Below are 21,046 nucleotides of genomic sequence, written 5' to 3' on the forward strand. Positions count from 1 at the left end.
CGCTGACGTACCCGGGGCCGGCGCACCCTGTCGAGGTGCGCCGGCCACCGGTGGGGTCAGTACACCGACAGGTGTACGTGGTTGGTGTGATCGCTGGAGGGGTCGCCGTTCCCCCCGCTGTACGACTTCCACCCGCTGCTGGGTAGCCAGATCTGCCGGTACCAGATCACGTAGAGCACGGCGAGCCGGTCGGAGTTGCGGATGAAGTAGGCGGCCAGGTTGTTGCCGTACGTCTTGTCGCCGCCGGTGGCGTCCCCGCCGAAGCCGCCCTTCTGCGCGGCGAAGTCGCAGGCCCGACCCTTCGGGTGTTCGCCGGAGCCGCCCGAGCGGTGACAGGAGACGTACCGGGTGAAGCCGGCGGCCTTTGCCTGGTTGAGGGCGTGCAGGGTGCGGGGGGTGATGCAGCCGCTGGCCGGGGTGGGGTCGTTGATGCTGCACGACTCGGATGGCCAGGAGCCGTCGGAGTTGCGCGGCGCGGGCTGGGCGTTGGCGGTGGAGGTGCCCCGGTTGGAGCTGGTGTCGGCGGCGGTGGTGCGCGGCTTGCTGGTGGCGACCGTCAGGGCCCGTTCGGCCTGCTCCTTGCGCTTGGCCATCACCTCGACCTGCTTGCGCTGCTCGCGGATCTCGCCGTCCAGGGCGATGCGGGTGCGGTTGGCCTCGTCCCGGGTGGCGTGCAGGTCGCGCAGCACCCGGTCCTCGTTGGCGGCCACCACGTCCAGCGCGGCCGCCCGGTCCATGAAGCCCTCGGGGGTGTTGGTGTTGAGCAGCGCCGAGACGGTGCTGAGCCGGCCGGTGCGGTACGCCACGCCGGCGATCTCGCCGACCTTGCCGTTGCGCACAATCATCTCGGCCTCGGTGGTCTTCAGCTTGGCCGCGAGTTGCTGCTGTCGCTGGACGGAGGTGTCCAGGGCGCGCTTCGCGTCCAGGTAGCCCTTGCTGGCGGCCTCCAGTTGGGCCCGCAGCGCGGGGGTGCCGCCCTCCTCGTCGCCGTCGGGCGCCGCGGCGGCCCGCAGGCCGCCGGGGGGAGCGGCGGTGGCGGCGCCCACCGGGAGCGCGACGCCGAGGGTGACCATCATGACGATCAGTGCCGCGAGTCGGGCGGCGGGTGGTCGTGCTGGTGCCACTACGCATGTCCTTCCGTCAGCCGCCGACCGGGTTAGCTGACGGGTTCGGGACGGAAGATCCCTACCGCTGGCGCGGATGCACCCCAGGAACATGGTTCCCCGGTTCGCCCTCTCGGGTGATTAGGCGGCGGCCGCCACCGGCGCCGGGAGGGCGCCGCCGGGTGGTGGCCGGGGACGAGCCTACCGGGGCAGGTGGGACGTGTGCAGTCGATGTGACGGAAGGTGTCTGCGTCACCACCGGGAATGACGGCGAACCGGTCTTTTGGTCAGATAAGCGATCACCACTCGATCGACCCGCAGGCGCCCGGGGCGGCGGCGGGCTCGATCTGCAGCGTGGCATGCTCGATGCGGAAGTCCTCCCGCAGGGCGGTACGCGCTGCGGTGAGCACCGCGCCGACCTCCCCGCCGGGTGCCATGATCAGGTGCGCGGAGGCCACCTCCATGCCCGAGGTGAGCGTCCAGACGTGCAGGTCGTGCACCTCGACCACGCCGGGCACCGCGGCCAGTCGGTCGTGCACGGCGGTGACCTGGAGGTGTTCCGGCGCGGCCTGCACCAGGATGCGGACGGCCGCGCGCCCCAGCCGCCAGGTGCGCGGCAGGATGAACACGCCGATGGCGACCGCGACCAAGGGGTCGGCCCACCACCACTCGGTGACCGCGATGAGCAGCGCCGCGCCGATTACGCCGAGCGAGCCGAGCAGGTCGCCGAGCACCTCCAGGTAGGCGCCCTGGAGGTTGATGCTCTCCCGGGCGCCGGCGCGCAGCAGCGCGAACGCGACCACGTTCGCGAGCAGGCCGAGGACGGCCACCGCGAGCATCGGGCCGGTCAGCACCTCGTGGGGGTCGCCGAACCGGCCGATCGCCTCGATCAGCACGTAGACCGCCACGCCGGAGAGCAGGACGGCGTTGGCCAGGGCGGCGAGCACCTCAAGGCGGTAGAGCCCGAAGGTGCGCTGCGGGTCGCCGGTGGCCCGCCGGGTGGCGGTGATCGCGGCGAGCGCCATCCCGATGCCCAGCACGTCGGTGAACATGTGCCCGGCGTCAGAGAGCAGGGCGAGCGAGCCGGTGTGGAAGGCGGCCACGCCCTCGACCACCATCAGGGTGGCGAGCAGCCCGAACGCGGCCCAGAGCCGGCCCCGGTGCTGGTGGGCGGCGTTGGCGACCGACCCGTGGTGGTGGTCATGACCTGCTCCCACGAGATCCACCCTCCGTCGCCACCCGGGACCCGGTCAAATGTATGTTCACATCGCTATGTATGCAACTGTACGGGCGGGATCCACCCGTCGACACCGCAACCCGCGGGTCAGCCGGTCGGGTCGATGGTGGTGAGCCGCTGGGTGGCCCGCGAGAGCGCCACGTAGAGCGTGCGTACGCCGGAACCCGGATCGGCACGGATCTCGCTCGGGGCGACCAGCACCACCCCGTCGTACTCCATGCCCTTCGCCTCCAGGCTGGTCACCACCTGCAGCCGCGCCGCGCCGAGTGAGCCGAGCCAACCGGCGACCTCGTCGCGGCGGGTGACCGGCGTGATCACCCCGACCGTGCCGTCCACCTCGGCCAGCAGGCCGGTGGCCGCCCCCACGACCGCGGTCTCCAACCCGGCGGGCGGCACCACCAGCTCGACGGGGTCGATCCCGGTGGAGCGGACGGCGGTCGGCAACGACAGGTCCGGGTAGAGCCGCCGGATCTCCGCCGCCGCCACCGCGAAGATCTCCGCCGAGTTGCGGTAGTTGGTGGTGAGCGTGAAATCGTGTCGCTTGCGCCGGCCCAGCGCCTGGTCCCGGGCGCGGGTCAGCTCCTCGGGATCGCCGGTCCACGCGGTCTGCGCCGGGTCGCCCACGACGGTCCAGGAGGCCAGGCGGCCACGCCGTCCGACCATCCGCCACTGCATCGGCGAGACGTCCTGCGCCTCGTCCACCACCACATGCGCGTACTCCCGGTAGTCCTCGGGACGCTCCCGGGCCGCCGCGCGGGCGGCCCGCTGCCGGTCGCTGGCGGTGCTCAGCTCGCGCACGCCCCCGGCGAGCTGGAACGGGTCGCGGCGGGCCCGCGCCGGCTGCATCGGCTTGCCGAGCAGCGCGTCCAACTCGTCCAGCAGCGCCACGTCGGCGATGGTCAGACCCGCGGTGTCCAGGCTCTGGTAAGCGGTCGTGAGCAGCCTGATCTCCGCGCCGGAGAGGATCCCGCCGGCGTACCGACGCAGCCGATCCGGGCGAGCCAGCCAGCCGAGCACGTGTCGGGGGTGCAGGCGCGGCCACCACGCCTTGAGGAACTCCCGGAACTCCGGCCGCTCGGCGATCTCGCCCTCGAAGGCCCGCTGCTCCGGCAGCCGGGTGATGCCCACCGCACGGGCCTGCGCCCAGAGCGCGGCGAACACACCGTCGAAGCCGGCCCGGCGTGCCTCGTTGCGCCGGGCGCCACGGTGCAGCGCGCGGTCCCGGATCCGGTCCAGCTCGGCCCGGTCCAGCCGCAGCAGCGTCCCTCGGTAGAGCAGCCGCAGTTCACCCGGCCCGCCCGGCACCGCGTCGCGGGCCGCGCGCTCCAGCACCCGGCGCATCCGCAGCGAGCCCTTCACCGCCGCCACCTCGGGCGGGTCGGTGCGGGTGGCGGTCATCCCCGGAAAGAGGGTGCCCAGCGAGTGCAGGGTGGCCGTGTCCTCACCGAGCGAGGGCAGCACCGAGGCGATGTACTCGACGAAGACGGTGGACGGCCCGACCACCAGGATGCCCCCGCCGGCGTACCGGCTGCGGTCGGAGTAGAGCAGGAAGGCCGCCCGGTGCAGGGCGACAGCCGTCTTGCCGGTGCCCGGGCCGCCCGCGACGATCGTCACCCCGGAACCGGGCGACCGGATGGCCTCGTCCTGCTCCCGCTGGATCGTCGCCACGATGTCGCGCATGCCCCGACCGGTGGCCCGGGACAGGGTGGCCAGCAACGCGCCGTCACCGACCACCGTCATCCCGTCCGGCGCGGCGGCCGGGTCCAGCAGGTCATCCTCGATGCGGGTGACCCGCTCGGCGCGGGAGGAGATGGTGCGCCGACGCACCACGCCCAGCGGCTGCGCCGGGGTGGCCTGGTAGAACGCGGACGCGGCCGGCGCGCGCCAGTCGACGACCAGCGTGGTGGCGTCCTCGTCGCGGATGCCGAGCCGCCCGACGTGCAGCACCTGCCGGTCGCGCAGGTCCAGACGGCCGAAGACCAGCCCCTCGTGCTCGGCGTCGAGGGTGTGCCGCCGCTGCGCGGCGTGAAAGACCATCGCGTCGCGTTCGACCAGCGCGCCGAACGTGCCGACCCGCGCCATCCGGTAGCCGTCGCGTTCGGCCCGAACCGCTGACTGGCGCAGCTCGGCCAGTCGGGCGTACACCCGGTCGAGGTGCCGTTGTTCGACGGCGATCTCCTGCTCCAGGGCGGTCTGGTCGGTCAACGCACGCTCCTTCGATGTCGCCGGCAAGCGGCGCGAACCGCGCGGGCCAACCGCAGAAGGGTACGGCCCCGGGCCCGGCGCTTCGCGCCCGAGGTGCGCGAACGTGCTCAGCGACCCGTCCCGGTCGCGCTCGCGTCGTGCCCGTCACGCGCCGGCGCGGCGAGCACCCGACGCAGTACGCCGGTCAGCGCGGCGTTCACCTCGTCCGGGCGTTCCATCATCAGCATGTGTCCGGCACCCGGACAGACGGTCAGCTCGGTGGCCGGCAGGGCGGCGGCGATCGACTCGGCGCACGGCGGTGGGGTCAGCCGGTCCCGGTCACCGACCAGGGCGGCGGCCGGCAGGTGGGCCAGCGCGGTGAGGGTGTCCAGCCGGTGCTGGGCGCCGATCGAGGCGCGGAAGCCGCCGATCGAGCGCAGCGAGGCGCGGGCCACCGCCGAGGTCACCAGCCGGATGTCGGAGGGATCGCAGCGGTCGCCGAAGAGCATCCACCGGATGCTCGGTTGCAACGCGTTCAGCAGCGCCCGGGGCGCGCGCCACGAGCCGCACCGGGCCAGGACACCGGCGCCCGTCGTCTCGGCGAGCCGGATCAGCCGGGCGATGCGCGGCGAGAGCCCGTAGACGGTGTGCGTGTGCCCCTCGGCGGTGGTGGAGACGAAGACCAGGCCGGCCGTACGGGCGGCGAAATGGTCGGGGTGGCGGTGCGCGTACTCCATGATCGTCATTCCGCCCATCGAGTGCCCGACCAGGACCACCCGACCGGCCGGCGTGACCGCGTCGAGGACGGCGGCCAGATCGTCGCCGAGCTGGGCCAGGGTGGCCGTGGGCAACGCCATGCAGCTGGACCGGCCGTGGCCGCGCGCGTCGTAGGCGACCACCCGCACCGCGTCGCCGGCCGCGGCGGTGAGCGCGTCCACCTGCCGGTGCCAGCTGCGCCCGTCCAGCGTCCAGCCGTGCAGCAGGACGGCCGTGACGGGAGCGTCCGCGGGCCCCGTGACCTCCACGTGCAGCCGTACGCCGTCGGGCGTACCGACCTCGAACCGTTCCGCCATCGCCACCTCCGCGGGCCGCCCAGGCATCACCAGCTCCTCCGATACCCGGCGGTAACACCGGCTACCCGCCGGAACACCAGGCCAATCGCGCCGGGCGAACATTCCCGACCCCGCCCGTGGCCGTCGCCGCCGAGCCAAGCTGAACGGCATGGAGGCGGCGGGACAGGGGCGGCAGGCCGGCGGTACGCCCCGCGCCGCGCTCGCCGAGCTGCTCGCCGGCAACCGGCGGTTCGTCAGCGGCCAACCCGTGCACGGTCACGACGTCACCGCCGCGGCGGCCGCCTCCGGGGACCAGCAGCCGTACGCGGTGGTGCTCGGCTGCATCGACTCGCGGGTGCCGCTGGAGGCGATCTTCGACCAGACCTTCGGCGCGATCTGCGTGATCCGTACCGGTGGGCACGTGCTCGACCGCGCGGTGCGCGGCTCCATCGAGTACGTGGTCAGTCAGCTCGGCGTGCCGCTGGTGCTGGTGCTCGGACACGAGCGGTGCGGGGCGGTGGGAGCGGCGGTGGACGCGCTGCGATCAGGGGAACGGCCCGGCGGCTCGCTCGCCCACCTGGTCGACGAGATCGCCCCGGCGATCACCGAGGCCGGCCTCGACGATCCGGCGGCGCATCCCCTGGCGATCCGCCGGCACGTCCGGCGTACGGTCCACGCGCTGCGAGCGGACGACCTGCTGGCCGGCCCGGTCGCGGCCGGTCGCGTGGCGGTGGTGGGTGGCCTCTACGACCTGAGCACCGGCGAGGTCGCCCTGCTCGACCCGACCTGAACGCCGGACGCGAAACCGCCCGCCGGGAACTCCCGGCGGGCGGTTTGCTGGTGCTGTGGCGGGGGAGGGCTCAGCCCTCGAAGACGCCGGCCGCGACCAGGCGCTTCTCGGTGGCCTCCCAGCCGTCGTTCGGGTGAACGGCAGCCAGGTTGTTGATCTCCGCCCGGATCTTGGCGGCGTGGCCGGCGGCGGCCAGCACCCGGATCTCCTCGACGAAGGCGTCGGAGTCGGTGCGCAGGTGCGCGGTCTTGCCGTTGGTCAGGTTGCGCACGTAGGCGTGCTTGCCGCCGTTGAGCGGGATGAGGTACTTGAACTCGCCCAGCACGCTGAGGGCGCCACCCTGGCCAGCCTGGCCGGCCCGGACGGACGCGCGCGCGGTCTTAGAGGTGTTGCTCGCCACGGAGGTACTCCTTGCAAGACGTACGGGAGGACTGGACGTCCGGGGGCTGTGTGCGGGTGACACTGGGGCCGGCCCGCGAAGATGTAACGCGGCAGAAGCCGCCGATGGAACTGTACAGGACCACGACATCAGGCTGGTCGTCGCGGTGTCCTGAGCGGCAACGGAGACCACCCGTCCGGCTATTCCGGCAGGCGTTTTTTCCGATTCCCTGGCGCACCATCCGTCACAGGAGTAATCATGTGTTGCACAGCAACCACTCCGGTGGACGAGGTCGTAGGGGAAGACGCACCTCGCTCTCCGGGAGGTCACCGTGCCAACGCGTGGCGTCGTATACGTCCACTCGACCCCGCTCGCCGTGTGCTCGCACGTCGAGTGGGCGATCGCGCGCGTCCTAGCCGCGCCGGTCAACCTGCAGTGGACGGCCCAGCCCGTCGATCCCGGCGCCCGCCGGGCCGAGTGCGGGTGGACCGGCCGTCCGGGGACGGGCGCCGAGCTGGCTGCTGCCCTCCGGCAGTGGCCCATGATTCGTTTCGAGGTCACCGAGGAGCCGAGTCCCGGCGCCGACGGTGAGCGCTTCATGTACGTGCCCGCCCGTGGCCTTTTCCGGGCCACTGTCGGGGCGGCCGGCGACATCCAACTCGGCGAGGACCGGCTGCGGGCGCTGATGGCCTCCGCCCGGGCCCCGGAGGCGCTGTCGCACGCCCTCGACAAGGCGCTCGGCACCGCCTGGGACGCTGACCTGGAGCCCTACCGGTACGCCGGCGACGGGGCGCCGGTGACGTTGCTCACCCGGGTTGGCTGACCTCCGCCACCGCCTGCTGGCCAGCCACTCCGGGCGCTGCGACCGGTAAGGTCAAGTTGCCCCGATAAGGGAGAAGCTGGTGGGATGGGCGGGTGCCGATTCGCCCACGACACGCCGGTGTCGCCGTCGCCGCCCTGACCGCCCTGCTCGTCTCCGGCTGCTCCGGCGCCCCGGACCGGCCCGACCCGACGCCCGGTCCGACCGGCGCCTCGGCGGCTCCGAGCGCTCCCACCGCGACCCCGGCCGACGACCCGGCCGCGCGGGCCGCCGCCCTCGTCGCGACGCTCTCCGACGAGGACCTGGTCGGGCAGGTGCTGATGCCGTACGCGTACGGCGACTCGGCCACGACGGTCTCGACCGGCTCCGCGGCCGGCAATCAGGCCCTCGCCGGTGTCGACACCCCCGCCGAGATGATCGCCAAGTACCGGCTCGGCGGGCTGATCCTGGTCGGTTTCAGCGCCGACGACCCGACCAAGGGCAACCAGGAGACCACCAACGTCGACAACCCCAAGCAGGTCCACGAGCTGACCACCGGGCTGCGGGACGCCGCCGGACGGCTGGCCGCCGGCCCGGCGCCCTTTTTGATCGGCACCGACCAGGAGTACGGCGTCGTCACCCGGGTCACCGACGGGGTCACCATCCTGCCCAGCGCGCTCGCCGCCGGTGCGGCCGGCGACCCGAAGCTGACCGAGGCCGCCTGGCGGGCCGCCGGCGCCGAACTCGCCGCGCTGGGCATCAACATCGACTTCGCCCCGGTGGCCGACGTGCTGGCCACCCGCAGCACGGTGATCGGCTCGCGGTCGTACGGGGCCGATCCCAAGCAGGCCGCCGCGCAGGTCGGCGGCGCGGTCCGGGGCCTGCAGGCCAGCGGCGTCGCGGCCACCCTGAAGCACTTCCCGGGGCACGGCCACAGCGCTGACGACTCGCACCAGGACCTGCCCGTGCTCACCCAGTCCGCGGCGGCGTTGCAGAGCGGCGCGTGGCCACCGTTCACCGCCGGGTTCGAGGCCGGCGCGATGGCCGTGATGTCCGGCCACCTGGACGCGCAGGCCATCGACCCGGGCACCCCGGCGACCTTCTCCCACAAGCTGCTCACCGACGTGCTGCGCGGCCAGCTCGGCTTCCAGGGCGTGGTGATCACCGACGGGATGAACATGCCGCCGGCGAAGCGCTGGGCGCCCGGCGAGGCCGCCGTCCGGGCGCTGAACGCCGGCAACGACCTGATCCTCATGACCCCGAACGTCGGCCAGGCGTACGACGGGCTGCTCGCCGCCCTGCGCGGAGGCTCGCTGCCCCGCGCCCGGCTGGTCGACGCGGTCACCCGGGTGCTGACCATGAAGTTCCGGCTGGCGTCGGCCCCCATCGAACCGATGTCCACGCTGAACACCCCGGCGCACCGGGCGGCGGCGGACGCGTTGGCCGCCGGTGCGGTCACCGTGCTGCGGGGCGCCTGCGGCAAAGCGGTGCGCGGGCCCGTGACCGTCACCTCCTCCGACGGCCGCGACGGCACCCGGGCGGCGCTCACCACCGCGTTGACCAAGGCCGGCGTGACCGTGAAGCCGAGCGGCGGGACCGTGGTGCACCTGGTCGGCTACGGGGACGGGGAGACGGACCTGCGTGCCGACGCGGCGGTCACTGTCGCCATGGACACCCCGTACGTGCTGGCCAAGGCCACGTCGCCGACGCTGCTGGCGACGTACTCCTCCAGTCGGGCGTCGATGACCGCCCTGGCCGCCGTGCTGGCCGGCAAGGCCCGCCCGGGTGGTCGGTCCCCGGTCGCGGTGCCCGGCCTGCCCGCCACCACCTGCGGCGCGTGATTCCGCAGGGACCCGCAGGCCGGAAATCGCGTCGCCGGAGACGGCGTCGACCTGGCACCCTCGTCGCATGGCAACCGCACAGGGCTTCCGGTACGACAGGCGTGCCGACGGCACGGTGGTGATCACGCATCACGGCCGGGTGGCGGGCACGCTGCGCGGCGCCCGGGCGGCGGAGTTCCTCGCCGAGGTCGACGACGACCCGCAACTGGTGATGGCCCGCTGGACCGGCAACTACCGCCACGGCAACGAACGCACCGCCAAGCAGCATCCCCGCAACCGGGGCTGAACGTGCCGAAGGGCCCCCTCGCGAGGGGGCCCTTCGGTGAAACCACAGATCGGCCGCTGTCTCACGGCCGCTGTCTCACGGCCGCTGTCTCACGGCCGCTGTCTCACGGCCGCGCGAAGACGAGCGCCACGTTGTGGCCGCCGAAGCCGAACGCGTTGTTCAGCGCGGCGGGGATCTCCAGGTGGCGTGCCTTGTGCGCGGCGACCTCCAGGCTGAGGCCCGGCTCCGGGTCGTCGAGGTTGATCGTCGGAGGGACGACGCCGTCGCGGATGGCCAGGATCGTGGCGATCGACTCCAGCGCGCCGGCCGCACCGAGCAGGTGACCGGTCATCGACTTCGTCGCGGTCAGCACCGGGTGGTCGCCGAGCGCCTTGTGCAGCGCGCCGATCTCCAGCATGTCGCCGACCGGGGTCGACGTGGCGTGCGCGTTGACGTGCACGATGTCCTGCTTGGCGATGTCCGCGTCCGCGATCGCCCGGGCGATGGCCCGGATGGCGCCCTCACCTTCGGCGTGCGGCTGCACGATGTCGTACGCGTCGGAGGTGATGCCGGCGCCGGCGAGGCGCGCGTAAACCCGAGCGCCGCGGGCTGCGGCGTGGTCGGCACGCTCCAGCACCACGATGCCCGCGCCCTCACCGAGGACGAAGCCGTCGCGGCCCTGGTCCCACGGGCGGGAGGCCCGCTCCGGGTCGTCGTTGCGGGTCGACATGGCCCGCATCGAGCTGAAGCCGGCGATCGGCAGCGGGTGGATGACCGCCTCGGTGCCGCCGGCCACCACCACGTCGGCCCGGCCGGCGCGAATGATGTCCAGACCGAGGGCGATCGCCTCGGCGCCGGTGGCGCAGGCGCTGGCCACCGTGTGCACGCCGGCCTTGGCGCCCAGCTCCAACCCGACCCAGGCGGCCGGACCGTTCGGCATCAGCATCGGGATCGTGTGCGGGGAAACCCGCCGCGGCCCGGACGCCTCCAGGATGTCGTCCTGGGCGAGCAGAGTGGTGGCGCCGCCGATGCCGGAACCGACGCTCACGGCCAGCCGCTCGGAGTCGATACCGGAGTCGGCGAGGCCGGCGTCCGCCCAGGCCTGCTGCGCCGCGATGATCGCGATCGCCTCGGAGCGGTCGAGCCGGCGCAGTCGGACCCGGTCCAGCACCTCGGACGGCTCCACGGCCAGCTGGGCGGCGATCCGGACCGGCAGTTGCGCGGCCCACTCCTGGGTGAGGGCACTCACCCCGGAGCGGCCGGCGAGCATGGCGTCCCAGGTCGACGCGACGTCCCCGCCAAGCGGGGTCGTCGCGCCGAGCCCGGTGACGACGACGTCAGGACGACTCATGATCAGGACTGCGCCTCGATGAAGCTGACGGCGTCCCCGACGGTCTTGAGGTTCTGCACCTCGTTGTCCGGGATCTTGACGCCGAACTTCTCCTCGGCGGCCACGACGACCTCCACCATGGAGAGCGAGTCGACATCGAGGTCGTCGGTGAAGGACTTCCCCTCGGCCACGTCGTCCGGGTTCACCCCGGCAACCTCTTCGAGGATCTCGGCGAGGCCGGTGGTGATCTCGTCACGGGTCATTGCGGTTGGTTCCTCTCATAGGGGGTTCTCCGGCGGCCGGCGTCGCCGACCGCCGCTCCTCGACGCGTACGCGCCCGAGGGGGTTTCAGGGGCAGCGGACGACCTGACCGGCGTAGGTCAGGCCACCGCCGAAGCCGAACAGCAGCACCGGGGCGCCCGAAGGCACCTCCCGACGCTCGACCAGCTTCGACAGGGCCAGCGGCACGCTCGCCGCCGAGGTGTTGCCGGACTCGACGATGTCCTTCGCGATGATCGCGTTGGGGATGTTGAGCCGCTTGGCGATGCCGTCGATGATCCGGGCGTTGGCCTGGTGCGGCACGAAGGCGGCCAGCTCCGACGGGTCGACCCCGGCCCGCTCGCACGCCTGTAGCGCGAGCGGCGCGAGCGCGGTGGTGGCCCAGCGGAACACCGCCTGCCCCTCCTGCTGGATGTACGGGCGCCAGCCCTCGATGCGGACCGCGTCGCTCTTCTCCGGCACGGAGCCCCAGACGACCGGGCCGATGCCGGCCGGCTCGTCCTCGGCCGTGGCGGTGACCACCGCGGCGCCCGCGCCGTCACCGAAGATGATGCAGGTGGAGCGGTCGGTCCAGTCGGTGAAGTCGGACAGCTTCTCGGCGCCGATGACGATCGCGTTGCGCGACGCTCCGGCCCGGACGGCGTGATCCACGGTCCCCAGGGCGTACGCGAAGCCCGAGCAGGCGGTGTTGACGTCGAACGCGCCCGGCGCCGCGATGCCCAGCTTGGCGGCGACCCGGCAGGCCACGTTCGGGCTCCGGTCGATGGAGGAGCAGGTGGCGACCACGACCAGGTCGATGTCGGCGGCGCTGAGCCCGGAGTTGGCCAGCGCCTTGCCGGCGGCTGCGGCGGCCATGTCGGCCACCGTCTCGTTGTCGGCGATCCGCCGGGTCGCGATGCCCACCCGGTCGCGGATCCACTCGTCGTTGGTGTCCACGAGTTGGGCGATGTCGTCGTTGGTCACCACCCGGGATGGCTGGTAGTGCCCCATCGAGACGATGCGACTGCCGGTCATGAATGTCCTCCGATGGGGGCGAGCGGTTGGCCCGGCGTGCCGTGGCGGGCGATCAGGTCCCGTGCGGCCGGCAAATCGTCCGGGGTGTTCAGGGTGACGATCTCCGGGGCGCCCTCGCCCTTGAGCTCCCGCTTGACCAGACCGGCGAGGGTGCCGGCGGGAGGCAGCTCGATCACGCCGGTCACCCCGCGCTCGGCCAGCGTGCGCATGCACAGGTCCCAGCGCACCGGGGCGGTGACCTGGCGGACCAGCCGGTGCACCAGCTCGGACCCGTCGGTGACAGCGGTGCCGTCGAGGTTCGACAACAGGATCCGGGCCGGATCGGCGGGGGCGATCCCGGCGGCGACCGCGGCCAGCGCGGTCTCGGCCGGGGCCATGTACGGCGTGTGGAACGCGCCGGCGACCTGGAGTCGGATGACGCGGGTCTTCGCCGGCGCGTCGGCGGCGAACTTGTCCAGCCCGTCCAGCGCGCCGGCGGCGACGATCTGGCCGGCGCCGTTGCGGTTGGCCGGGTGCAGCCCGTGCGCGGCGATCGCGGCGAGCACCTCGTCCGGGTCGCCGCCGAGCACGGCCGCCATCCCGGTCGGCTCCAGCGCGCACGCGGCGGCCATCTCCCGACCCCGGATGCCGGCGAGGGTGACCGCGGTTTCGGCCGAGAGCACCCCGGCCACCGCCGCGGCGCCCAGCTCGCCGACGCTGTGGCCGGCGGTGAGCGTCACGGCGTCCAGCGGTAGGTGCTCGGCGGCGAGCAGCGCCGCCGCGACCAGCAGCGGCTGAGTGCGGGCGGTGTCCTTGATTTCCTCGGCGTCGGCGGCGGTGCCGAGATGCACCAGGTCCACCCCGGCCAGCGCCGACCACCAGCGCAGCCGCGCCTCGGTGCCGGTCAGGTCGAGCCAGGGGGTCAGGAAGCCGGGTTTCTGGGAACCCTGGCCGGGACTAAGTACGGCGAGCACGCCTATGACTCTCCCGGATACGCGTGGGTAGCGCTGTGCCGAGGCCCACCAAACCACACTAGAACCTTTGGAGGTTTCTCACAAAGATCGGCGGGGATCATCACTGCTTTGAGCGGATTTCCGGGCGGCCGGGGCCAATGTCTGGGTCGGGACCGCCGTGACCACCGGATCCAGCCGACCGACCGTCAACGCCACCTGGAGAGCGAACGCGTCCCGGGGCGACAGCGGCGAGAAGCCGGTCACCTCGGCGATGCGGCGCAACCGGTACCGCACCGTGTTCGGGTGCACGAACAGCGCCCGCGCCGCGCTCTCCAGCGTGCCACCGGCGGCCAGGAAGGCGTCCAGGGTCTCCAGCAACTCGCCACCGGCGCGCACCAGCGTCGCGTACACGTCGTGGCGCAACCGGCGACGCGCCTCCGCGTCGCCGGCGAGGGCCCGCTCCGGCAACAGGTCCGCGGCCGGCACCGGCCGGGGTGCGGTCGGCCACGCCGGCGCCGCCCGGAAACCGGACAGCGCGGCCCGCGCCGACTCCGTCGCCTCATCCAGACTGGGTACGGCCGGACCGACCACCACCGGACCGTCACCGAACGCGCCCAGCAGCTCGCCGGTGGCGCTCAGCGGATCCGCCGCGCCGCCCAGCACGATCACCAACCGGTCGCCGTGCACCCCGCCGATCACCTCGACGCCGATCCGCCGTGCCTGCCGGTACACCACGTGCAGCACGGCGGAAACCTCACCGCCGGGGGACCGGCCGACCGCCACCGCGACCGGCGGCGCGTCCGCCCAGCCCAGCGCGGCGGCCCGGCTCGCCAGGACGTCCGGCGAGTCACCGCGCAGCAGCGCGTCGACCAGCAGGGCCTGCAACCGGGCGTCCCACGCGCCGCGCGACTCGGCGGCCCGCGCGTACACCCGGGCGGCGGCGAACGCGATCTCCCGGGAGAAGCGCAGCACCGCCTCGCGCAGCAGCTGCTCCTCGCCCTCGGCGGCCAGCTGCGACACCTGCTCCTCGACGACGTCGATGGTCACCTTGATCAGTGCCACGGTCTGCTGGAGGGTGATCGACCGGGCCAGAGCCTGTGGCGCCGCCGCGAACACCTCGTCGGAGACCTCCTGGGTGCTGTCCGCCGTGCCGCCGCCGTCGCGCAGCCACTGCACCAGCGACCGGGCGCCCGCCTGAGCCACCAGCATCACCCAGGAGCGCTGGTCGGCCGGCAGGGCGCGGAACCACGGCAGCGTCTCGTCCATCCGGGCCACGCTGGCGGTGGCCAGCGCTCCCGCCGAACGCTCGATCCGGCGCAGCGTGGCCGCCAGCTCCCCACCCTCGGGCGTCCTCACCGCCCTAGCCTGACACGTCGTGAGCAGGCCATCCACGCCGGCACCGGTCGGCGGGCCCGCGACGGCCGGCCCCGGCGCGGAGGTCACGGTGGCGCGAGCAGGCCCAGCTCCTGGGCCAGGATCGCCGCCTGCACCCGGCTGCGCAGGTCCAGCTTCGCCAGAATCCGGCTCACGTGCGTCTTGGTGGTGCTCTCCGCCAGCGCCAGCCGGCCGGCGATCTGCTGGTTGGACAGGCCCAGGCCGAGGCAGGCCAGCACATCGCGTTCGCGCGGGGTCAGCGTGTCCAGCGCGGATCGGGCGGCCGCCGACGCGCCGGGCGCGGTGGCCGCGAAGGCGGCGATCAGACGACGGGTCACCGTGGGGGCGATGAACCCCTCACCGCGCGCCACGGTGTGCACCGCCGCGACCAGCCCCGCCGCGTCGGTGTCCTTGAGCAGGAACCCGGACGCCCCGGCGCGCAGCGCGCCGAAGACGTACTCGTCCAGGTCGAAGGTCGTCAGCACCAGCACGTCGGCGAGCTGGTCGGTGACGATCGCCCTGGTCGCGGCGATCCCGTCGAGGCGTGGCATCCGCACGTCCAGCACCGCCACGTCGGGGCGTACCTCCCGGCACAGCCGGACCGCCTCGTCGCCGTCGGCCGCCTCGCCGACCACCTCGATGCCCGGCGAGCCGCTCAGGATCAGGGCCAGCCCCGCCCGTACCGCCGGCTGGTCGTCCGCGAGGACCACCCGTACCGGCGCGGCGTCGGCGTCGCCCGAGCCCGGCGCTGGCGCGGTCACCCACCCTCCCCGGTGGGCAGCGCGGCCCGGACCTGCCAGCGGCCGTCGTGCGACCCGGCGGTGAACCGGCCGGCCAGTAGCGCGGCGCGCTCCCGCATCCCGATCAGGCCGGCCCCGGCGCCCGGCAGCCCCGACCCGTCCGGGCGCACCGGGTTCTCCACCGTCAGCACCACCTCCGCCGGCCGGTACGCGATGGTCAGCTCCGCCTCGCCCGTGCCGTGCTTGAGGGCATTGGTCAGCGACTCCTGCACGATCCGGTACGCGGCGAGGTCGACCCCCACCGGCAGCGGACCCGGCGTGCCGTCGGTGTGCACCCGTACCGCGAGGCCCGCCGCCCGGATTCGCTCGACCAACCCGTCCGCCTCGGCGAGCCGCGCCCTGACCGCCTCCGGCACCGCGCCGACCACGCCCGCCGTGCTCCGCTCACCCGCCTCCGGTTCGCGCAGCAGCTCGATCATCTGTCGCATCTCGGCCAGACCCTGCACGCTACTCTCCCGGATCACCCGCAACGCCGACTCCACCTGGCCCCGCTCCAGCCCCGGTACGGACAGCACGGCGGTGGCGTGGATGGCCACCGCGCTCAGGTGGTTGGCGACCACGTCGTGCAGTTCCCGGGCCATCCGCGCCCGTTCGGCGCCGACCGCCTGCCGGCGGTCCAGCTCGACCAGCCGGGCGGTCTGCTCGGCCCGTGCCCGCTCGGCGGCGGCCTGGTCGCGGTACTGCCGCACGCTGATCCCGGTCAGCACCGGCAGCAGCCCGGCGAGCACCACCGGCACCCCGACGGCGGCCCCGCGCCACTGCCCGAAGCCGAGGACGCCGGCCACCGTCCCGATCGCGCTCAGCGTCGCGGTGATCCCCAGCAGCCACCGCCACAGCCGGGGCGGGCCGTACACGCAGGCGTCGTAGAGCACCTGCGTGTAGATCACAACGGTGCCCAGCGAGGTGCCCAGCGCCGTGTCCACCACGAGCGCCCCGGTCCCCACCGCCAGGCTGGCGCGTGGCGCGACCCGGCGCAGACCGACGGCCACGCACACCGCCAGCAGCGGCGCCAGGAACAGCGCGGGCGGCACGTCCGGGTGCGGGACGATCTGCGGCTGCATGCCCAGGCCGTACAGCACCAGGCCGCCGACCAGCGACGCGCCGGCCAGCGTGAGGTCCCGGCCGGCCGTGCCGGAGCCGAGCCACGGTGGCGGTCGCATGCCCCGATCCCACCACAACCGTCGACCCGCCGACTCCGACCAGGGTAGGAGCCCGCCGGCTCCGACATGCGCCGAAAGGGGTACGGCGAGCGCGCCCGGACGGTTGGTCCGTCGAAGGGAGGACCCCGATCTCGTCTCCGGCGTCGAGGCCCGGGCCTCGCCGATCGGCGACGCTGGGTGCCGACGACGGGGGGAGGTCGCCATGGTGGTCGCGGTGATCATCGGTTGTGAGATCGCGTTCTGGGTGCTGCTCGGCGCCGGGCTGGTGGCCCGCTATCCGCTGCGCCGGCCGCGACTCGGCGCGGCGCTGCTGGTCTGCGTACCGCTGGTGGATCTGGCCCTGCTCGCCGCGTCGGTGATCGACCTGCGCCGCGGCGCGACCGCAGGGGTCAGTCACGGTCTTGCCGCCGCCTATCTCGGCTTCTCGGTGGCCTTCGGGCACTCGATGGTGCGCTGGGCGGACCAGCGCTTCGCCCACCGGTTCGCCGGTGGCCCGCCGCCGGTAAGGCCTCCCCGCCACGGCTGGGCCCGCACCCGCCACGAGTGGCGAGAGTGGGCCAAGGCGCTCCTCGGCTGGGCTGTCGCGTGCGGCCTCCTCGGCGCGGCGATCATCTGGGTGAACGACGCGGAACGAACCCGTGAACTGGGCAACTGGATCCGCAGCCTCACCGTCGTGATCCTGATCTGGCTGGTCGCCTTCCCGGTCTGGGAGACCCTGTTCCCTCGCCGCCCGAAGCGCTGACCCCGGGGTACGCCGTGCACAGGCCGTCGGTCCCGGCCAGTACGGTGGCAGGGCACGTCGGGGGGAGCGCCTCCGCGCGTGAGTGCGAGCGTGAGGAGACCGGGGATGGCGCACGGGGAGGCCGAGCACGGCTGCGCCCAGGGCGAGCCCTGCCGGCTGGGGCACCACGACCCGCAGACGACGGGCAAGCCGCGCCGGCCGGTCGGCGGGGCGTCGGCGTACCCGGCGGAGTCGACCGGCGGCCGCCCGTCCGAGCGGGCCGACGACGACGTGGCCGTGCCACGCCAACGGGTTACCGAGCCGGTGCCGCCCGAGCCGGACGACGTCACCGGCTGTCGCAGCGAACTGCCCGGGTGGGCGGGGGCGCACCGACACGGCCCGGTCCGGCCGCGTCAGCGGGCCACCCGACGGGAGCGCCCACCACGCCGTTGGTGCTGACCGCGCGACGGCTGGTCTGACCCGCCGCCGGGAGGTCAGCGGGTCCGGCGGCGGACCTGGTCTGACCCGCCGCCGGGAGGTCAGCGGGTCCGGCGGCGGACCTGGTCTGACCCGCCGCCGGGAGGTCAGCGGGTCCGGCGGCGGATCAGCAGGGCGATCCCGGCGAGACCGACAGTGATGGTCAGCATCACCGCGACGTTGAGCAGCAGCAGTCGCTGCAACTCGCCGAGCGCTTCGTCGATGTCCCGCGCCGGGTCCATCGTGTCCTCCGGGAGCACCCGCTCGCCGCCGCCCACGCCACCACTGACCGTGTCGAACTGCCGCTCCAGCGGCACCCCGGCGGTGCGCAACGTCTCGGACATGCTGAGCCGGCCGAGGAACCAGCCGGCGCTGGTCTTGCGACCGTCCGGCTGCTTCGCCGGTCGGTAGACGCGCGGGCCACCGGCCGCCTTGGGGTAGAGGTCGTACGTCTGCTTCGGCGTCTCACCGGCGAGCACCACGACCGTGTACTTCGGACCGAGGTTGGCTGCCTTCGGCCCGGTCGGCATGCCGGTACGGGCGAAGAAGTTGACCTGGTCGATGACCGCCACCACGTGCGTGGGCTGGGTGTCCGTCCGGAGCCGCAGCGGCTCGGCGAGCCCTTCACCGGTGATGTCCACACCGGCGGGAGCCGGCTTGGGTGCCGCGCTGGCCGGGCCGGCGGTGCCGAGCGCCAGCAGTGCCGCCGCCAGCGTGCCCGCCAGCACGGCTACCCAGCGCCTCATCTGTCGGACCATCCCGCCTCCTCGCCCCGTTCGATGGATGGCTTCGTCGTGACGTCCGGGTCGGTCGGCCGGTGACGACACCGACCGGGCGGCCGGGCCCACTCTCACAGACTCCGCAGAACGTCGATGAAATGCAGCTTGTGGAACAGTAATTGGAACTATCTGCGATCTCTGCTCGACTAATGAGGAGCCGTTTTGATCAGCGGGCGGATCGTACCCTTACGGAGGGGTTCATGGGGGGCAGGGTTACACGAATGGCACGGGTCGTGCCAGTGGTGCTCGGCGTGGCGTTCGGTGTGTCGTTGCTGGCCCCGGTGACACCGGCCGCCGCGCACAACTCGCTGACCGGCAGCGATCCGCGCGACGGCGCCCGGGTGGCCACCGCGCCCGCCCGGGTCGAGCTTCGGTTCCTGGCCAAGCCGGCCCCCGCTACGACGAAGATCACAATAACCGGACCGGACAATGTGGTCGCCGGCGGGCAGCCGACCTTCGACGGCAGCCGCGTACGCGTGCCGTTCAAACCGGGCGCGGCCGGGCTCTACATCGTCGGTTACCAGCTCGCGTCCAGCGACGGCCACCCGATCAAGGGCGAGGTGCGGTTCACCCTCACCGCCGGCACGGCCGCCGACCCGTCCGCCAGCCCCTCCACCGCCGGCGGCGCCGGCCCGTCCGCCAGCCCTTCGGTCGCTGGCACCGGCCCGGCGGCGACGCCGACCGACTCGCCCCCGATGGCGGCGTCCTCGGCCGGGCCCGTGTCGCAGCCGGCCGGCAGCGCGTCCGCCGTGCCGGCCGCCGAGGAGCGGTCCGACTCCGGGGGTCGCTGGTGGCTCTGGGCGCTGGGCGCTCTGGTGCTGCTGGCCGGCCTCGCCGCCGGCCTCGTGCTCCGCCGCCGAGCCCGCTAAGTCGAGATCAACGCCCCGCCCCCGCCCCGCCCGCCCCGCCCCGCACCGCCGATCTTGCACTTTCGGTGCCGACATAAAGGGCATTCTCACTCATATCGACAACCGAAACTGCAAGATCGGCGCGGTGGGCGCGGGGTGCGGCGGGGCGTGGCGGGGCGTGGTGGGTGCGGTGGGGTGCGGCGGTTGGCACGCGGGTCAGGTCAGGCGGAGCCGGGCGGCGCGCATCCGGGTCAGGGTGTGCTCGCGGCCGAGCACCTCCAGCGACTCGAACAGCGGCAGGCCGACGGTGCGGCCGGTGACCGCGACCCGGACGGGCGCCTGCGTCTTGCCGAGCTTGAGGCCGCGCTCGGCGCCGACCGCCTCCAGCGTCGACTTCAGCGACTCGGCGTCCCAGGACTCCAGCGCCTCGAAGGCCACGACGGCGGCGTCCAGCAGCTCGGCCGAGCCGTCCTTCATGGTCTTGGTCCAGGCCGCCTCCTCGATCAGCGGCGAGGCCAGGAAGAGGAAGTCGACGTTCGGCACGATCTCGCTGAGCACCGCGATCCGGGTCTGTGCCAGCGGTGCGACGGCGGCGAAGGCGGCGGCGTCGAACTCCTCCGGCTGCCACGGCGGCGGCGCGAGGGTCCCGGTGCCGGTCAGCCACGGCTGGCAGGCGTCGATGAACTCGGCCACCGGCAGCGCGCGAATGTACTCGCCGTTGAACGCGCGCAGCTTCTTCTCGTCGAAGAACGCGGGGGAGGGGTTGACCTCCTCCAGCCGGAACTCGTCCTCGATGACCGACCAGGGCACGATCTCCCGGTCGCCGGAGGGCGCCCAGCCGAGCAGCATCAGGTAGTTGCGCATCGCGCCGGCGAGGTAGCCCTCGTCGCGGTACGCCTCCAGGGCGACCTTGTCGCGGCGCTTGGAGAGCTTCTGCCGCTTCTCGTTGACCACGACGGGCACGTGCGCCCAGACCGGCGGCTTGACCCCGAGGGCGTCCCAGAGCAGCTGCTGCTTGGGGGTGTTGGGCAGGTGCTCCTCGGCCCGGATCACGTGGGTGATCCCCATGGTCATGTCGTCGACGACGTTGGCGAGCAGGAAGACCGGCGAGCCGTCGCCGCGGGCGATGACGAAGTCCTCGATGAGCTTGTTCTCGAAGGTGGGCTCACCACGGATCAGGTCGACGACCACGGTGGTGCCCTCGTCGGGCGTACGGAAACGCAGCGCGCGACCCTCACCCGGGCCGAGGCCGAGGTCACGGTGGTAGCCGTCGTAGCCCTGGTACTGCGAGCCGGTGCGGGCCTGTACGTCCTCACGGGTGCAGTCGCAGTAGTAGGCCCGACCCGACTCGTAGAGCCGGGTGGCGGCGGCCCGGTGCTCGCCGGCGTTCGCCGACTGGAAGTAGGGCCCCTCGTAGCTGCCCCGGGAGATGCCGATCCAGTCCAGCGCGGAGAGGATGCCCTCGGTCCACTCGGGCTTGTTGCGGGCCGCGTCGGTGTCCTCGATGCGCAGCACGAACACCCCGCCCTGCTGCTTGGCGTAGATCCAGTTCTGCAGCGCCGAGCGGGCGCCGCCGACGTGGAACATACCGGTCGGGGAGGGGGCGAAGCGCACACGTACCGTCACGCCCCCAGCCTACGGCGGCCGGACAACCGAGTAAGGAAGGGCCCCTTCTTATCGCC

21 protein-coding genes and 1 riboswitch are annotated in these 21,046 nt (G+C 73.5%); of the genes, 7 read left to right on the forward strand and 14 right to left on the reverse strand.

Annotation, left to right across the window (positions count from 1 at the left end; all coding sequences use genetic code 11):
- Nucleotides 1-56: 56 nt before the first annotated feature.
- The 4 genes from OG505_RS01080 to OG505_RS01095 all read right to left on the reverse strand — a co-directional run bounded on the left by OG505_RS01080 (nt 57) and on the right by OG505_RS01095 (nt 5,597).
- Complete coding sequence (locus OG505_RS01080; protein WP_405430318.1) at nt 57-1,124, reverse strand: coiled-coil domain-containing protein; 1,068 nt, start codon at nt 1,122-1,124, stop codon at nt 57-59.
- Nucleotides 1,125-1,129: 5 nt separating this feature from the next.
- Nucleotides 1,130-1,261, reverse strand: a riboswitch (cyclic di-AMP (ydaO/yuaA leader).
- Nucleotides 1,262-1,402: 141 nt separating this feature from the next.
- Complete coding sequence (locus tag OG505_RS01085; protein WP_405430319.1) at nt 1,403-2,320, reverse strand: cation diffusion facilitator family transporter; 918 nt, start codon at nt 2,318-2,320, stop codon at nt 1,403-1,405.
- Between the two features lie 107 nt (nt 2,321-2,427).
- Nucleotides 2,428-4,545, reverse strand: coding sequence for a HelD family protein (locus OG505_RS01090; protein ID WP_405430321.1), 2,118 nt, complete (start codon nt 4,543-4,545; stop codon nt 2,428-2,430).
- A gap of 107 nt (nt 4,546-4,652) precedes the next feature.
- Nucleotides 4,653-5,597 carry an alpha/beta fold hydrolase gene (locus OG505_RS01095; protein ID WP_405434321.1) on the reverse strand — a complete coding sequence of 315 codons (945 nt, stop codon included), beginning with the start codon at nt 5,595-5,597 and terminating at the stop codon, nt 4,653-4,655.
- Nucleotides 5,598-5,745: 148 nt separating this feature from the next.
- On the opposite strand from OG505_RS01095, the gene OG505_RS01100 reads away from it, so the two are divergent.
- Nucleotides 5,746-6,366, forward strand: a complete 621-nt coding sequence (locus OG505_RS01100) for a carbonic anhydrase (RefSeq protein WP_405430322.1) — start codon at nt 5,746-5,748, stop codon at nt 6,364-6,366.
- Between the two features lie 70 nt (nt 6,367-6,436).
- On the opposite strand, the gene OG505_RS01105 is transcribed toward OG505_RS01100, so the two are convergent.
- On the reverse strand, nt 6,437-6,766 hold the full coding sequence (locus tag OG505_RS01105; RefSeq protein WP_007463527.1) for a hypothetical protein: 330 nt from the start codon (nt 6,764-6,766) through the stop codon (nt 6,437-6,439).
- A gap of 310 nt (nt 6,767-7,076) precedes the next feature.
- Between OG505_RS01105 and OG505_RS01110 the strand changes: the two genes are divergently transcribed.
- The 3 genes from OG505_RS01110 (at nt 7,077) to OG505_RS01120 (ending at nt 9,671) form a co-directional block, all read left to right on the forward strand.
- Nucleotides 7,077-7,568, forward strand: a complete 492-nt coding sequence (locus tag OG505_RS01110; protein WP_007463525.1) for a DUF3145 domain-containing protein — start codon at nt 7,077-7,079, stop codon at nt 7,566-7,568.
- Nucleotides 7,569-7,660: 92 nt separating this feature from the next.
- Nucleotides 7,661-9,385: a glycoside hydrolase family 3 protein gene (locus OG505_RS01115; protein WP_405430324.1), complete on the forward strand. Its 1,725-nt coding sequence runs from the start codon at nt 7,661-7,663 to the stop codon at nt 9,383-9,385.
- Nucleotides 9,386-9,452: 67 nt separating this feature from the next.
- The gene (locus OG505_RS01120; protein ID WP_405430325.1) at nt 9,453-9,671 is read left to right on the forward strand and encodes a hypothetical protein; all 219 of its coding nucleotides are present in this window, start codon (nt 9,453-9,455) and stop codon (nt 9,669-9,671) included.
- 103 nt (nt 9,672-9,774) lie between these two features.
- Here the strand turns inward: OG505_RS01120 and fabF are convergent, their stop codons facing one another.
- The 7 genes from fabF to OG505_RS01155 all read right to left on the reverse strand — a co-directional run bounded on the left by fabF (nt 9,775) and on the right by OG505_RS01155 (nt 16,539).
- A complete protein-coding gene (fabF, locus tag OG505_RS01125; protein ID WP_405430327.1) occupies nt 9,775-11,001 on the reverse strand; it encodes a beta-ketoacyl-ACP synthase II in 1,227 nt (408 codons plus the stop codon).
- 2 nt (nt 11,002-11,003) lie between these two features.
- Nucleotides 11,004-11,243 carry an acyl carrier protein gene (locus tag OG505_RS01130; protein ID WP_007463517.1) on the reverse strand — a complete coding sequence of 80 codons (240 nt, stop codon included), beginning with the start codon at nt 11,241-11,243 and terminating at the stop codon, nt 11,004-11,006.
- An 85-nt stretch (nt 11,244-11,328) separates the two neighbouring features.
- A complete protein-coding gene (locus OG505_RS01135) occupies nt 11,329-12,273 on the reverse strand; it encodes a beta-ketoacyl-ACP synthase III (protein WP_405430330.1) in 945 nt (314 codons plus the stop codon).
- Nucleotides 12,270-13,226, reverse strand: coding sequence for an ACP S-malonyltransferase (locus OG505_RS01140; protein WP_405430331.1), 957 nt, complete (start codon nt 13,224-13,226; stop codon nt 12,270-12,272). Before OG505_RS01140 ends, OG505_RS01135 begins: the two co-directional genes overlap by 4 nt.
- A 78-nt stretch (nt 13,227-13,304) precedes the next feature.
- The gene (locus tag OG505_RS01145; protein ID WP_405430332.1) at nt 13,305-14,648 is read right to left on the reverse strand and encodes a PucR family transcriptional regulator; all 1,344 of its coding nucleotides are present in this window, start codon (nt 14,646-14,648) and stop codon (nt 13,305-13,307) included.
- Nucleotides 14,645-15,340 carry a response regulator gene (locus OG505_RS01150; RefSeq protein WP_405430333.1) on the reverse strand — a complete coding sequence of 232 codons (696 nt, stop codon included), beginning with the start codon at nt 15,338-15,340 and terminating at the stop codon, nt 14,645-14,647. The genes OG505_RS01145 and OG505_RS01150 overlap by 4 nt, the downstream gene beginning before the upstream one ends.
- Complete coding sequence (locus OG505_RS01155) at nt 15,337-16,539, reverse strand: sensor histidine kinase (RefSeq protein WP_405430334.1); 1,203 nt, start codon at nt 16,537-16,539, stop codon at nt 15,337-15,339. Before OG505_RS01155 ends, OG505_RS01150 begins: the two co-directional genes overlap by 4 nt.
- A gap of 202 nt (nt 16,540-16,741) precedes the next feature.
- Between OG505_RS01155 and OG505_RS01160 the strand changes: the two genes are divergently transcribed.
- A complete protein-coding gene (locus tag OG505_RS01160; RefSeq protein ID WP_405430336.1) occupies nt 16,742-17,281 on the forward strand; it encodes a hypothetical protein in 540 nt (179 codons plus the stop codon).
- A gap of 105 nt (nt 17,282-17,386) precedes the next feature.
- Nucleotides 17,387-17,719, forward strand: a complete 333-nt coding sequence (locus OG505_RS01165) for a hypothetical protein (RefSeq protein ID WP_405430337.1) — start codon at nt 17,387-17,389, stop codon at nt 17,717-17,719.
- A 125-nt stretch (nt 17,720-17,844) separates the two neighbouring features.
- On the opposite strand, the gene OG505_RS01170 is transcribed toward OG505_RS01165, so the two are convergent.
- On the reverse strand, nt 17,845-18,495 hold the full coding sequence (locus tag OG505_RS01170) for a hypothetical protein (protein ID WP_405430339.1): 651 nt from the start codon (nt 18,493-18,495) through the stop codon (nt 17,845-17,847).
- A 242-nt stretch (nt 18,496-18,737) separates the two neighbouring features.
- Here OG505_RS01170 and OG505_RS01175 point away from each other — a divergent pair, with 242 nt between their 5' ends.
- Nucleotides 18,738-19,385: a copper resistance protein CopC gene (locus OG505_RS01175; RefSeq protein WP_405430340.1), complete on the forward strand. Its 648-nt coding sequence runs from the start codon at nt 18,738-18,740 to the stop codon at nt 19,383-19,385.
- Between the two features lie 195 nt (nt 19,386-19,580).
- On the opposite strand, the gene gltX is transcribed toward OG505_RS01175, so the two are convergent.
- Nucleotides 19,581-20,990 carry a glutamate--tRNA ligase gene (gene gltX, locus OG505_RS01180; protein ID WP_405430343.1) on the reverse strand — a complete coding sequence of 470 codons (1,410 nt, stop codon included), beginning with the start codon at nt 20,988-20,990 and terminating at the stop codon, nt 19,581-19,583.
- Nucleotides 20,991-21,046: the final 56 nt, after the last annotated feature.

Origin of the sequence: Micromonospora sp. NBC_00617, from assembly GCF_045161355.1 — a bacterium.
Classification (GTDB): Bacteria; Actinomycetota; Actinomycetes; order Mycobacteriales; family Micromonosporaceae; genus Micromonospora.